The organism is Paracoccus ferrooxidans (assembly GCF_029909815.1).
GTDB classification, from domain to species: Bacteria; Pseudomonadota; Alphaproteobacteria; order Rhodobacterales; family Rhodobacteraceae; genus Paracoccus; species Paracoccus versutus.
Genome location: NZ_CP038202.1, coordinates 1,078,159 through 1,091,605 on the forward strand (window position 1 = coordinate 1,078,159; position 13,447 = coordinate 1,091,605).

Consider the following 13,447-nt stretch of genomic DNA (forward strand, 5'->3'; position numbering starts at 1 on the left):
ACCCCGCGCCGCCCGTCCCCCTAGGGCAGGCGGCGTATCGCCGGCCAGTAATCGGCCAGCCACAGCAGGAACGCCGCCGCCCACAGCAGGGCGGCGAGCAGGTGCAGCGGGCCGGGCGGCCATGGCATCAGCCCCATCTCGGGCAGGGCGCGCAGCAGCACCGCCAGTCCGGCCAGCACGAAAGCCGCGCGGGTCGGCCGGTTCAGGCCAAGCCCCTGCCCGGTATGGAACCGCCCGGCGATCGCCAGCACCGCCAGCACGCCCAGGCCCAGGCCGCCCATCAGCGCCAGATGCAGCGGCCCGGCCTCGGCCCAGGGCGCGCCAAGCGCGGCGGCACCCAAGCCCAGCAGCCCCGCGCCGGCAAATCCCGCCGCCGCCATCAGCACCATGATCTCGGCGCGAAACGCCTCGGCACCGACAAAGCCCTCGGCCATGCGGTCCATGAAGGCGGCGCCGGCGGCGATCCACAGAAAGCCCGCGACCGCCGGCGAGAGCCCCGCGACCTGCCCCGCCAGGGCCAGCGCCACCAGCCCGGCCGACAGGTTCAGCCGCCCCGGATGCGGCCGAAAGGGCGAGGTGCTTTCGCTGGGGTCCAGCACGATATTCGTCACCGGCACGCTGATGCGCGCCAACGCCAGGGACAGCAGCCCCAGAAACACCAGCCCGGCGACGCGCAGCCATTCCGCCGCCGCCTCGGCCTGCCCGGCCAGCATCGCCATGCGCGCCATCAGCCCGGCCAGCGCCAGCGCGAAAAGCCAGCCCGCAAAGCTGAGCAGCCGCGTGGTCCGCTGCCGCAGCGAGACCTTGAGCAGATAGGCCAGCAGCAGCACCAGCCAGGCCAGGTCCGCCAGCATCGCCGGCAGGACCAGCAGGTCCGCGCCCAGAAGCCCCGCGATCCGCGCCAGGCCCCAAAGTGCGGCCAGCACCCAAAGCGGCCGTCCGCGCAGGCGGGGGGTGTCGCTCCATTCCGGCGCGGCGGTGGTCAGAAAGCCCAGCAGCGCCGCGCCCCAGGCGCCGAAGATCATCTCGTTCGCATGCCAGATGCCGGCCGGGATCTGCCGCGCAAGGGGCAGGTCGAAGGACCAGAGCCCGACCCAGACGAGCGGCCACAGCCCGGCATGCAGCGCCGCCAGCGGAAAGAACAGCCGGAAGCCTTCGTCGGACAGCACGCGGTGCAGCGGAGGCGTCATGGGCGCAGCCGTTCGTCGATGTCGTGGATATGCGCAAACAGCGGGTCGGCGGTCAGGTAGTGCTGGCGCAGGGCAAAGATCGCCGCCTCGTCGCGGGTGCCGGGGCTGCCCGGCGGCAGGCGCTCGCCAGCGATGCCGCGCCCGCCCGCGTCCAGGACCAGGATACGGTGGCTGATGCGGATCGCCTCCAGCAGGTCATGGGTGATGAAGAGCGCGGCGAAGCGCGCCGAGGCGGCGGCCTCGATCACCAGATCCTGCATCCGCCGCTTCAGCGCCACATCCAGCGCGGTGAAGGGTTCGTCGAAATAGATGAAATCCGGGTCCGTCACCAGGGCGCGGGCGATGGCGGCGCGCTGGCGCATGCCGCCCGAAAGCTCGGACGGGTATTTCCCCAGATCCTCGGGCAGCAGGCCGGCGCGCAGGGCGGCATCGGCGATCACCCGGCGCCGCATCCGGCGCGGCGCGCGCGACAGGCGCAGCGGAAAGCCGATATTGCCGGCCGCGGTGGCCCAGGGCATCAGCCGCGGCTCCTGGAAGACCATCGCGTGGCGCAGATAGTGGCGGGCGATGCGCCCCTCGCGCGGCTCGACCAGCCCGGCGGCGATATGCGCAAGCGTGGACTTGCCCGAACCCGACGGCCCGACCAGCGCCACGATCTCTTGCCGGGCGACGCCCAGCGTGATGCCTTCGAGCACGGTGCGGCCGAAAAAGGCGTGGCCGATGCGGTTCAGTTCCAGCAGGCTCATCGCTTGACGCCCCAGGGCGCTGCGGCCTCGCGCCAGCGCTCCAGCTCGGCCCGGACAGGGCGGATCAGCACGTATTCGACCGCGATCAGCGCGGCGACGGCCAGGCTGACCCAGGCCAGCGCCTCGGCGATGTCCAGCATGGCCCGCGCCCGCGCCAGCGCGCCGCCGATGCCGCCGGCATTGGCCAGCAGCTCGGCCATGATCGCCACCTTGAAGGCCGAGCCGAGCGCCAGGATCAGCGCCGGGAACAGCTGCGCCGAAATCTGCCGGGCCGAGACGAACAGGAAGCGCCGCAGCGGCCCGGCGCCAAAGACCTGCGCCATGTCGTCCAGGCCGCGGTCGCGCGTCACCACCCCCTCGACCGCGCCGACGAAGACGACCGGCGTGGCCGAGATCAGGATCGTCACCGCCACGGTCAGGTCCGAGGGACCGAACCAAATCATCGCCAGCACGATCCAGGCGATGGGTGGCACGCCCAGAAGCAGGGTCAGGATCGGCCGCGACAGCCGCAGCGTGGCCGGGGAATAGCCCGCCGCCACCCCGAAAAGCGTGCCGATCAGCGCGCAAAGCCCGAAGCCGGCCAGCGCGCGGGCGGTGGTCAGGGCCAGCAGTTCCTGCGCCCTGCCCTCGTGCATAAGCCGCGCCGCCGCGGCCAGCGTGTCCAGCGGCGCGGTCAGGATGAAATCGCCATAAGCCTCGTGCCCGGCCTGCCACAGCGCGCCGATCAGCGCCAGGCCCGCGAGCCCCGCCCAGGCCGACCACAGGAACCGGCCCAGCCGCGCCAGCCGGTCGAGACAGGCCGAAAGCAGGCTCACAGCAGATAGAACCCGTCGTCGGGCAGCTTGCCGCCGATGATCGCGGCATCGGTCTCGGCCATCAGCGACAGGATCGCCTCGATCGCCGGCCGCGCCTCGCCGGCGGGGCGCACGGCCAGCCGGGAATGCGGCACCGACAGCGCCAGGATCGGGGCGGGCATGTCCAGGGCGCCGGCGGCTTCGGTCGCGGCCTGCACCGGATCGGCCAGCACCTCGCCGTTCGCCTGCGCCAGCGCGGCCTGCAACGGCGCCAGCAGCTCGGCGCCGCCGGCCATGAAGGCATCGGTCGCGGCCAGCCCGGCCTGCGGCAGCACCGGGCCGACATCGCCCTGCCGGCCCCATTCCTCTTGCAGGTCGATCACCCGCGCGAAAGCCTTGCCCACGGTCCGCCCGCGCATGATCGCCACGCTGGAGGCCGGCTCGCTGAGCAGCGCCGCCTCGATCTGGCCGGCCAGCAGCATCTGCGCCGCCTCGATGGGGCTGCCGACGGGCACCAGCTGCACCTTGTCGGCGATGCCCTGCCGCGCCAGCAGCGCGCGCAGCACGAAATCGGGCGTGTCGTTGACGAAGGGCACGGCCAGGCGCCTGCCCTCCAGCCCGGCGAAATCGGCGACCGCGCCGGATTCGGCCACGATGAACAGCAGCCCGTCGGTCATGGTATTGACCAGCCGCAGCCCCATGCCGCGGTTATAGAGATTCGCGGCGACCTGCACCGGCACCACCGACAGGTCGATGGTCCCCGAGGTCAGCCCGGCGCGCAACTCGTCCGGGGTGCGCCAGACGGTCAGCGACACCTCGGCCGACAGATCCTTCAGCGCGCCGCTGGCCACGGCATGGGCCAGGGTGATGCTGGGCCCGGCAGGCGGCCCGAAAAGCGCAAGCCGCGCCAGGGGTGCTGCGCGCAGGATGCCGGGCGCGGCCAGGGTGGCGGCAAGCGCGCCGGCCCCGGCAAGAAGGGCGCGGCGCGAGGGATGGCGAGGGGTTTGGGACATGTCTGCCCTCCTGGCAGTCGCAAGATGAACGGGGGATCGCTGGCGGAGGGCTGGCGCGGGGTTGACGATACCATAGGCGGCCGGGATCGACCGTCCTTGATTTAGGTCAGGCCGGCGCCGCGAAATCCCCCGGCCGGGCGCAGAACTCGATGAAAAACCGCACCGGACCCGCAGCCGCGACCTCGTGCAGCCGCTCCGGATGGATCAGCGGATGGATGCCCGGCCCCAAGAGCAGCTCGGCCCCGTCGACCAGGTCGCGAAAGACCAGCCCGCCCTCAAGCACATGCAGCCGCGCCCAGGTGCCGGGCCGGGTCGCATGGGCGCGCAAGAGGCCCTTGGGCACGCTGGCCTCGGTGAACTCCGGCGTGCGCCGATAGGGCGCGGCGTCGTCGGGCCAGGCCGGCAGGCTCATGCCGCGGGCCAATCGTAGAGATGGACCAGCTTGGGATCGTCGGCCGCCGCCAGCATCCGTCGCACCCGGTCCTGGAACAGCGCCGCGAAACGGGCCAGCTCGGCCGGCTCGGCCCGCCCCGCGACCGCGCGCGGCATCAGCTCGGCCATGGCGGGATCGTGGGGCACACGGCCGGTGTCGATGTCCACGACCACGCCGGCGCCATTGTCGCGCCGGCGCAGCGCCATCACCCCGTCGATCGGCGCCTCGAAGCGCAAGAGCCCGCGGCGCGCGAACAGGTGCCCCGCGCCGATGCCGTGAAAGCCGCCCTCGGCCGCCGCGCCGGTCAGCAGCGTCGCGACCGAGGCGACGACCCCGGTCGTGCCCTGCCCGACGCCGTCGCGCATGTGGACTTCGATGCCGCCGCGTTCGGGCAGGTCGTCGCCGTAAAGCCATTCCAGCCCGGCCAGCACCATCAGCCAGGCCCCGGCCACCACCGGGCAGGAATGGCCGCAAAGCCGCACCGCATCCGCGAAGCTATAGGTCATCACCCCGTCCTCGGCCGAGCCCAGGAAGCCCGCCAGGGGATCGCGGAGCCGGATCGCCGGCGCATCAGCGAAGAAGGCGGGAAAAACCATGGCTCACTCCTGTTCCTCGGCCAGCAGGTCGGCCAGCGTGCGGTGGTCCATCACTTGCAGGAAGGCGGCCAGCGCGTCGCGGATCGCCGCGTCCAGCGCGCCGGGGCGGTTCGGGTCGCGGATCTCTTCGGGGCCGAAGCATTCGGCGGCGGCCATGTCCGGCTCGGTCACGCGCAGCACCTCGCCCAGGGGCAGCACGGCGGGGTCGCGCCCCAGCTCCAACCCGCCCGAGCGGCCGCGGACCGAGTTCAGGAACCCCGCCCGCGTCAGCACGTTCGCCACCTTGGTCAGGTGGCTGCGCGAGATGTCATAGGCGGCGGCCACCTCTTCGATCGTGACCAGCCGGTCGGGATGCCGCGCCGCATAGATCAGCAGGCGCAGGGCGTAATCCGAAAAGCTGGTCAGTCGCATGCAGGGGGCTTCCTCGATCCGCCCGCACAAAAGCACGGCCCGCGCCAGGCGGTCAATGGCGCGCGCCAGGGCCCGGCGCGGCCCGGCCTGGGGCCAGATCCGCGGGGCGGGCGGCGACGGGGCGAAAGCGGCGACCGCCATCATCAGAACCGCAGCCGCGTGCCCAGGTAGAAGGCCCGCCCCTCGCCGGGGATGAAGGCCGCCTGCCCCGCCACTGCCTGGTCCAGCACCAGGGTCGAGGCGGCATACCGCTCATCGGTCAGGTTCGTGACCTCGACATGGACCGCGGCATTCTCGGTCAGCGCATATTCGGCGCCCAGGTCCACCAGCGCATGGGAATCGTTGAAGACCGTGTTCATGTTGTCCACCGGCGTCCTGCCCGGCACCCAATGCAGCTTGCCGCGCAGCGTCAGCCGCTCGACCGGGCGCCAGTCCAGCGCCAGCGTGACGACGTTGCGCGGCGCGCCGGCGATGCGGTTGTCGCCGCGCAAGGGATCGTCGTCGAAGCGGAAATCCTGCCAGGTCCAGGCCAGCCGCCCCGACAGCGTTTCCGTCAGCTCGCCCGACAGGCCAAGCTCGACCCCGCTGTGCCGCGTCCGCCCGGCGTTGACCGAGGCGAGCGTGGCGCCGGTCACGTCGCGCAGCGACAGCAGCTCGTTCTTCAGCCGCGCGTGATAGACGGTCGCGTCCCAGGACAGGCGCTGCCATGTCCCGCGCCAGCCCAGCTCCAGCGTGGTCGAGGTCTGCGCCTCCAGATCGGGCGTGGCGAACATGGCCGCAGGCGCGGCGGGATCGGCGGGGTTCGGCCGGCCCGGCCCGCTGTTGGGCGTGCCGCCCACCGTGCCCAGCAGGTCGTCATGGGTCGGCGGCTCGAAGCCGCGCGCCAGCGATATCCAGGCGAACTGCCCCTCGGCCGGGGCCCAGGACAAGGCCAGCGCCGGGGTGAAGCCGCTATAGCTGCGGTCGTAGCTGGTCGAGGTCGCCGGCACCGCGCCATCGGGCAGGCGCATGCCGGGGTTCATCGGGCTGTAGGCCACGGTCGGCCGGGTCGCGGCAGTCCAGCGATCCTCGCTTTCGCGGCTGGCATGGTTGAAGGCGATCGAGGGCGACAGGGTGAAGCCGCCCCATGGCAGGTTCGCCCCGGCAAAGATGGACAGCGTATCGGCCGTCAGGCGGTTGCGGCCGAAGGCCGGGCCGCGCGCGCCGCCCAGGTTGTGGTCATAATCGCGGTCGGCCTTGCCGAAGGACCAGGTCAGCCCGGTCTCGAACAGTGGCAATTCCCCCCCGCCCAGCCGGCTGTAGCGCGCGGTCAGCGTGGCGTCGCTGCCCTCGGTGTCGCGGAACCCGGCCGAGATCGGAAAGGCGAAGCTGTCGTCGGTCCGCGACAGGCTCAGGCCGAAGTCATAGATGTTCTCGCCGCGCTCCAGCGTCGTGCGCGCGCCTGCCAGGGTCTGGCGGGTATCGCGCCGCGGCTGGTCGCGCAGCACGTTCGGTCCGGGACCGACCGCATTGCCTCCGACGATCACCGGGCCGGCATGGTTGCTTTCGGGATCGTTCTGGATCGCGTCCCAGGTCAGCGGCCCGGCCACGTCGAATTCCAGGTCGGTATGGCTGAAGAACAGCCGCGTCACCGCCTCGCCGGTCTGCAGGGTGACGTTGCCGCCGATGGCGCTGCGGCGCGAGCCGTTGTAGTCGCGATAGCCGTCCTTCTGCGCATGTTCGAAGCGCAGCAGCACATCGGCCCGCTCGCCGTCGATGCCATAGCTGCCCGCGACCTCGCCCCGCCCGAAGCTGCCGCCGCCGAAGCTGAGCCGCATCCCCGGCGCAGTCGCCCCCGAGGGCGAGGCGAAGTTGATCGCGCCGCCCAGCACGTTGGCGCCGATGCGGTTGGCCGCGGCGCCGCGAAACACCTCGATGCTCTCGGCCTGGCCCGGCGCGGCAAGGCCCACGACATAGGAGCCGTCGGCGCGGTTCACCGGCATCCCGTCCTGAAGGATCAGCAAGCCGCGCTCGGCCGGGTTCTGCTGCAGGCCCGAGCCGCGGATCTGGATGCGCGGCTGGTCGTTGCCGCCGAAGAATTCCTGCACGACCACGCCCGGCACCTCGGACAGCGTGTCGGCCAGCGTCGGCGCCGCCTCGCCCATGGCCTCGCTGCGGTCGATCAGCGTGACCGCGCCGGGCGTCGCCTCAAAGCGGCGGGCGGTGGTGTCGGCGCGGATCTCGATCTCGTCCAGCACGATCACCGCGCCGGGCGCGGCCGATTGCGCCAGGGCGGCCCCGGCCTGCAAGGACAGCCCGGCCGCCGCCAGCCCGGTCAGGGCGGGGATCATTCGCGCAAAGCGTTTCGTCTTGTCGTCAGCGTCCATGTCGGCACGTCCTTGATCTTCCCGCAGGGGACAGCGCCCACGGCAATGCGCGGCGCGAGGGTGGCAATGAGACGGCTGGCACAGGGCTTGCGATGCGGCATAGCGGCGGCGGGCATGGGCTGCGGACGCGCCGGGATGACCCCGCCTGCATAGGCCGATCAAACATGAATGTGAAGGTCATATTTTATCCGGGGCGCTTTTGCCGCAGCCCCGGCCCGCGCGGGGTGCGCTGGACAGCCGGGCCGCAGGCACGCTACACAGGAACCGCAAAAGCGACCCGAACCAGCGCGAAAGACGGAAAAGCCCCATCCATGTCGAACCAGGGCCGGAAACTGGAACAGGCGGCCAAGGCGGCGTGGCTTTCCTATGTCGCGGGCAAGACCCAGGACGAGATCGCGGGGATCATGGGCATCTCGCGCCAGACCGCGCAGCGCCTGGTGGCACAGGCCATGGCCGAGGGCATCGTCAAGATCCGCATCGACCATCCCTTTGCGCATTGCATGGATATCGCCGCCGGATTGCAGCGCAAATACGCGCTGGCGTTCTGCCAGATCGCCCCTTCGGACGCCCCCGAGGCCGGGGTGGCGCTGATGCTGGCCGATGCGATCGAGCAATGGCTGCGCCGCCCCCAGCCGATGACCATGGCCATCGGCACCGGCCGCACCCTGCGCAGCGCCATCGCGCAATTGCCGCATATCGACTGCCCGCAGCACCGCATCGTCTCGCTGACCGGCAATATCGCGCCGGACGGCTCGACCGCCTATTACAACGTGCTGTTCACGCTTTCGGACCTGGTGACGGCGCGCAGCTTTCCCCTGCCCTTGCCGGTCATCGCCCCCAGCGTGCGCGAGCGGGAGGCGGTCAACGGCCAGCCCAGCATCGAGCGGCTGATCCGCATGTCGGCCGAGGCCGCGGTGGCCTTTGTCGGCATCGGCACGGTGGGCGCGCGCGCGCCGCTGATGCTGGACGGGTTCCTGTCGCAGCCCGACCTGGACGCGCTGGTCGCGGCCGGCGCGGTGGGCGAGATCACCGGCTGGGCCTATGACGCGCAGGGCGCGCTGGTGCCTGGGCTCAGCAACGACCGCGTGGCCTCGGCCCCGATCCCCCCGCGCGAGACGACGCTGGTCATCGGCGCCGCCCATGGTGTCGAAAAGGTGCCGGCGATCCGCGGCGCGCTGCGCGGCGGGCTGGTCAGCGGGCTGATCACCGATGCCGAGACCGGGGCGGCGCTGCTGGCCGATTGACCCCTACATCGCCGCGATCTCGGCGCGCTGCTGCTGCATGCGCAGGAAGATGCGCCAGTCCCGTTCGCGCCGGGCGCGGGCGGCGGGCTCGGGGCGGGTGATCTCGACCGGGCGGGCGAAGCGTGCCCGCGCCGCGCGGATGCCGCCCAGGAGCGGCGCTGCGGCGGCGATGGCGGTGCCGCGCAGCACCGCATCCTCGGGCTGCCAGTGGATCTCGGCCCCGATGGCATCGGCATAGAGCTGGCGCAGCAGGGCCGAGCGCGCCTGCCCCCCGGCCATGGCCAGCGCGGCGGGCGCCAGCCCCATATGGGCGATGACCTGCCGGGTCCCCAGCGCGATGCCCACCGCCGCGCGCCAATACAGTGCGTCCAGCGCCTGCGGGCTGCGCTCCAGCGTCAGGCCGTGGATCGCGCCGCGCAGCAGCGGATCGGCAAAGGGCGTGCGGCTGCCCTTGATGTCGGGCAGGACATGCAGGTCCGGCTCGGGCTCGGGATCGGCGGCGATCCGGGCCAGGATGTCGTCATGGCCCGCAGGCTGCGGGTAAAGCCCGCGCACCCGCTCCAGCAGCGCGCCGGTGGCGGACTGGCCGCCCTCGCTGACGCTTTCGCCGGGCAGGATCGCGCCCGGATAGGGCCCCCACAGCGCCGCGCGCGGCGCGAGCCCCGTCGCCATGACGCAGTTCGAGGTGCCGGCGATCAGCGCCGGCATCTCCGGCGCCGCGCCGAGCGCGCCGGCAAAGGCGTCGATCAGCCCGGCGGCGACCAGCGTCTCGGGCTCCAGCCCCAGCTCGGCCGCGCCTTGCGGCGACAGCGGGCCGATGCGCGTGCCGGGCGGCAGCACCGGGCCGGGGTGCGGGAAATCGGCGATCCCGGCCCGGTCCAGCAAGTCCTGCTGCCAGCCGCCGCGGTCGGGCAGCCAGGGCCATTTTGCCGCCGCGGCGCAAAGCGAACGCGCCTCGATGCCGGTGGCGCGAAAGGCCAGGTGGTCGCAAAGGTCGCGCACGCCCGTCAGCGCCGCCCAGACCTCGGGCCGGTGGCGGCGAAGCCACATCAGCTTCGGCGTCTGCATCTCGGGCGAGACCGAGCCGCCGGCCCGCGCGACGATCTCATGCGGGATGCGGCTCAGTTCGGCCGCCTCGGCTACGGCGCGGTGGTCATGCCAGGCGATCACGTCGGGGGCAAAGCCCGGCGCCTCGACCACCAGCGAGCAGGTGGCGTCAAAGGCCAGCGCGCCGACCTGCGCCGGGCTGGCGCCGGCCTGCCGCCGCGCCTCGGCCAGGGCCTCGGCCACGGCCCGCCAGATCTCGGCGAAATCGTGCATGGCTTGCCGGTCGGGCCCCGGAAGGGTGGCGAAGCCGCGGCTTGCGCGGGCGACCAGCCGGCCGTCGGGGGTGAAAAGCCCCGCTCGCGCGCGGGCCGAGCCCACATCCACGGCCCCGATCAGCACGCCGATTCCCCTTCCCTAGCCCAGACCGGCCAAAGTCTTGGGCAAATCCCGCGCCTGGTCAATCAGCGCATCGGGGGCCAGCGCCGCCAGCTTTTCGGCCAGGCGCGCGGGGGCGGCATGGCTGCCGCCCAGAAAGCCGATCACCCGCATCCCCGCCGCGCGGGCGGCGCGCAGCCCGGCCGGGCTGTCCTCGATCACCACGCAATCGGCCGGGGCGATGCCCAGGTGCCGGGCGGCGAACAGGAACAGGTCGGGCTCGGGCTTGCCGCGCGCCACCTGCGTCGCGGAATAGACATGTGGCCCGAACAGCGGCGCAAGCCCGGTCAGCGACAGCGACAGCTGCAGCCGCTCGGGCGCGCTGGACGAGGCCACGGCGCGCGGCCCCGAGAGTTGCGCCAGCGCCTCGGCCATGCCGGGCACCGGGCGCAATTCGCGGCGAAAACGCAGCGCCAGGGCCTCGGCATAGCCGGGCAGCGCCGGGCCCAGGTCCACACCCTGGTCCCGCGCCGCCTCGACGATGGTCGAGAAGGAACGGCCCAGGAACTCGTCATAGATGCGGGCGCGGGTGATCGGCGCGCCCAGCCCTTGCAGCAGCGCCTCGATCTCGGCCGCGGCCAGGGGCTCGGAATCGACCAGCACCCCGTCGCAGTCGAAGATCAGCCCGCGCGCCAAGCCCTCAGCCCTTGAGATAGGCGTCGAGCGTCGCGCGCGTGCCCTTCTGCCACAGCATGGCGAGCCAGCGGGCAAAGGGTTCGGCCAGGCGCGGATCGCGGCCGGTCTCGCCATAGATCTCGGCCATGTCGAGCCAGGCCGAGGGGTCGGTCCGGGCCGCCTGCGCCACCTGCACCAGCCGGTCCCAGTTCGGATCGTTCGGCTCGATCACGGCGCCGCTGTCGCTGGTGCCGGCGCAATAGCGGCACCAGAGCGCCGATTCCAGCGCCAGCCCATCCACGGGCAACCCGCGCTCAAGCCGATGCGCGATGGTCGGCACGATGAACTTGGGCTGCCGGTTCGAGCCGTCTAGGCACAGCCGGCGCACCGTGTCGCCGATCTTGGGATTGGCGCAGCGCTCGGCCACCTTGGCGAAATAGGCTTGCAGGTCGGTGCCGGGCACCGGCGGCACGGCGGGGATGATCTCGTCCGTCTCGATCTTTTCCAGGAAGGCGCGGACCTGCGCGTCCTCCATCGCCTCGTGCACGAAATGGATGTCCAGAAGCCCGGCCGGATAGGCGATCACCGCATGGCCGCCGTTCAGGATGCGGATCTTCATCAGTTCCCATGGCGTCACGTCGGCGACGAACTCGACGCCGGCTTTCTCAAGCGGCGGCCGGCCGGCGGGGAAGTTGTCCTCCAGCACCCATTGGATGAAATCCTCGCAAAACACCGGGGCCTCGTCCTGGATGCCGAAATCCTCGCGCACCATGCGGCGCTCGCGGTCGCTGGTGGCCGGGGTGATGCGGTCCACCATGGCGTTCGGAAAGGCCACGGTCGCGGCGATCCACCCCGCCAGTTCCGGGTCCGACAGCCGCGCGGTTTCCACGACGGCCTCGCAGGTGACGTTGCCGTTATGCGGGATGTTGTCGCAGCACATGACGGTGAAGGGCGCGTGCCCCGCCGCGCGGCGCGCCCTGAGCCCCGCGACGATCAGGCCGAAGACGGTCTGCGGCGCGTCGGGATTGGCCGCATCGGCGGCGATGGCGGGATGCGCCCTGTCGAAATGCCCGGTGGCGGCGTCGATGAAATAGCCGCCCTCGGTGATGGTCAGCGCCACGATGCGGATCGCCGGATCGGCCAGCGCGGCGATCACCCGCCCATGGTCGCCGGGCGCGATATAGTCCACGATCGGCCCCAGCACCCGCGCGTCCGAGCGGGAGGCCGATTGCTCGACCAGCGTATAGAGGTAATCCTGCGCCGCCAGCGTGTCGCGCATCCGCGCATCGCCCGGCATGACGCCAGCGCCGATGATGGCGAAGTCCGGCGCCAGCCCCATGTTCATCAGCCGGTCCAGATAGGCGGCCTGGTGGGCACGGAAGAAATTGCCGACGCCGAAATGCAGGATGCCGGGGCGCAGGGCGGCGCGGTCATAGCCCGGCACCGGCTGGCCGAGGCGGTCAAGGGTCTGGTTGGAAAGCCTGTCCATCCGAATTCATCCCGGTTCTGATCTGTGAGGATGGGGCCGCGGCGGCGACCCCGACGAGGCTGCCGTCAAAGCGCCAGCCCCTGCTGATCGAAGCGATAGACCCGGCCTTCCTGCGGGGTCAGCCAGATGCGGTCGCCGTGGTCCACCGGGAACTCGCCCGCCGCTCGTGCGACGATGGGGGTGCCGCCGTCCAGCTCGACATGCAGGAAGGTGTCCGAGCCCAGATGCTCGGCCACGCCCACCGTGCCGGCAAAGGCGCCGTCGGTGGTGGACATGGCGAAATGCTCGGGGCGCACGCCGATGGCATGGGCGCCCAGGCGCGCCGCGGCCTCGCCCTCGATAAAGTTCATGTTCGGGCTGCCGATGAAGCCCGCGACGAAGCGGTTGGCGGGCTTGCGGTAAAGCTCCAGCGGGCTGCCCACCTGCTCGACCCGGCCGGCGCGCAGGACGACGATCTTGTCGGCCATGGTCATCGCCTCGACCTGGTCGTGGGTGACGTAGACCATGGTCGTCGCCAGCTTCTTGTGCAGCTCGGAAATCTCGACCCGCATGTTCACCCGCAGCGCCGCGTCGAGGTTCGACAAGGGCTCGTCGAAGAGGAACGCCGAGGGCTCGCGCACGATGGCCCGGCCGATGGCGACGCGCTGGCGCTGGCCGCCCGACAGCTGGCCGGGACGGCGGTCCAGGTAATCGGTCAGGTTCAGGATGCCGGCCGCGTGCTGGACGCGCCGCTCCTGCTCGGCCGCCGCCATGCCGGCCATCTTCAGCGGAAAGGCGATGTTCTTCCTGACCGACATATGCGGGTAAAGCGCATAGGACTGGAACACCATCGCCAGCTTGCGCTGCGAGGGCGGCGCATGGGTCACGTCCCGCCCGTCGATCATGATCTGGCCCGAGGTCACGTCCTCGAGCCCGGCGATCAGCCGCAGCAGCGTGGACTTGCCGCAGCCCGAGGGGCCGACGAAGACGACGAACTCGCCGTCGTTGATTTCCAGATCGACGCCCGGAATGACCTCGACATCGCCAAAGCTCTTGCGGACCTGTTGAAGCGTGATGCTACCCATGGTT

At 71.7% G+C, this 13,447-nt stretch carries 13 protein-coding genes; 1 reads left to right on the forward strand and 12 read right to left on the reverse strand.

Going from position 1 to position 13,447, the window contains the following annotated elements:
• Nucleotides 1–20: 20 nt before the first annotated feature.
• From E3U26_RS22310 to E3U26_RS22345, 8 genes are all read right to left on the reverse strand, one after another.
• Nucleotides 21–1,190, reverse strand: a complete 1,170-nt coding sequence (locus tag E3U26_RS22310; RefSeq protein ID WP_036757761.1) for an NnrS family protein — start codon at nucleotides 1,188–1,190, stop codon at nucleotides 21–23.
• Complete coding sequence (locus tag E3U26_RS22315) at nucleotides 1,187–1,936, reverse strand: ABC transporter ATP-binding protein (protein ID WP_036757760.1); 750 nt, start codon at nucleotides 1,934–1,936, stop codon at nucleotides 1,187–1,189. Before E3U26_RS22315 ends, E3U26_RS22310 begins: the two co-directional genes overlap by 4 nt.
• On the reverse strand, nucleotides 1,933–2,751 hold the full coding sequence (locus E3U26_RS22320) for an ABC transporter permease (RefSeq protein ID WP_072463698.1): 819 nt from the start codon (nucleotides 2,749–2,751) through the stop codon (nucleotides 1,933–1,935). Before E3U26_RS22320 ends, E3U26_RS22315 begins: the two co-directional genes overlap by 4 nt.
• Nucleotides 2,748–3,743 carry an ABC transporter substrate-binding protein gene (locus tag E3U26_RS22325; protein ID WP_499106665.1) on the reverse strand — a complete coding sequence of 332 codons (996 nt, stop codon included), beginning with the start codon at nucleotides 3,741–3,743 and terminating at the stop codon, nucleotides 2,748–2,750. Before E3U26_RS22325 ends, E3U26_RS22320 begins: the two co-directional genes overlap by 4 nt.
• A 106-nt stretch (nucleotides 3,744–3,849) precedes the next feature.
• Nucleotides 3,850–4,155 carry a TehB family protein gene (locus E3U26_RS22330; protein WP_036757758.1) on the reverse strand — a complete coding sequence of 102 codons (306 nt, stop codon included), beginning with the start codon at nucleotides 4,153–4,155 and terminating at the stop codon, nucleotides 3,850–3,852.
• Nucleotides 4,152–4,772, reverse strand: a complete 621-nt coding sequence (locus E3U26_RS22335; protein ID WP_036757757.1) for a hypothetical protein — start codon at nucleotides 4,770–4,772, stop codon at nucleotides 4,152–4,154. The genes E3U26_RS22330 and E3U26_RS22335 overlap by 4 nt, the downstream gene beginning before the upstream one ends.
• 3 nt (nucleotides 4,773–4,775) lie before the next feature.
• Nucleotides 4,776–5,183, reverse strand: coding sequence for an RrF2 family transcriptional regulator (locus E3U26_RS22340; RefSeq protein WP_499106666.1), 408 nt, complete (start codon nucleotides 5,181–5,183; stop codon nucleotides 4,776–4,778).
• A 143-nt stretch (nucleotides 5,184–5,326) separates the two neighbouring features.
• On the reverse strand, nucleotides 5,327–7,549 hold the full coding sequence (locus E3U26_RS22345; RefSeq protein WP_499106667.1) for a TonB-dependent receptor family protein: 2,223 nt from the start codon (nucleotides 7,547–7,549) through the stop codon (nucleotides 5,327–5,329).
• A gap of 311 nt (nucleotides 7,550–7,860) precedes the next feature.
• Here E3U26_RS22345 and E3U26_RS22350 point away from each other — a divergent pair, with 311 nt between their 5' ends.
• A complete protein-coding gene (locus tag E3U26_RS22350; RefSeq protein ID WP_499106668.1) occupies nucleotides 7,861–8,793 on the forward strand; it encodes a sugar-binding transcriptional regulator in 933 nt (310 codons plus the stop codon).
• A 3-nt stretch (nucleotides 8,794–8,796) separates the two neighbouring features.
• On the opposite strand, the gene E3U26_RS22355 is transcribed toward E3U26_RS22350, so the two are convergent.
• From E3U26_RS22355 to E3U26_RS22370, 4 genes are all read right to left on the reverse strand, one after another.
• Nucleotides 8,797–10,239 (reverse strand): acetate and sugar kinases/Hsc70/actin family protein, encoded by a 1,443-nt coding sequence (locus tag E3U26_RS22355; RefSeq protein ID WP_499106670.1) that lies wholly within the window; start codon nucleotides 10,237–10,239, stop codon nucleotides 8,797–8,799.
• A 15-nt stretch (nucleotides 10,240–10,254) separates the two neighbouring features.
• A complete protein-coding gene (locus E3U26_RS22360; RefSeq protein WP_116220756.1) occupies nucleotides 10,255–10,911 on the reverse strand; it encodes an HAD-IA family hydrolase in 657 nt (218 codons plus the stop codon).
• A 4-nt stretch (nucleotides 10,912–10,915) separates the two neighbouring features.
• Nucleotides 10,916–12,379: a mannitol dehydrogenase family protein gene (locus tag E3U26_RS22365; RefSeq protein ID WP_499106671.1), complete on the reverse strand. Its 1,464-nt coding sequence runs from the start codon at nucleotides 12,377–12,379 to the stop codon at nucleotides 10,916–10,918.
• A gap of 65 nt (nucleotides 12,380–12,444) precedes the next feature.
• A complete protein-coding gene (locus E3U26_RS22370) occupies nucleotides 12,445–13,443 on the reverse strand; it encodes an ABC transporter ATP-binding protein (RefSeq protein WP_036757748.1) in 999 nt (332 codons plus the stop codon).
• Nucleotides 13,444–13,447 lie beyond the last annotated feature (4 nt).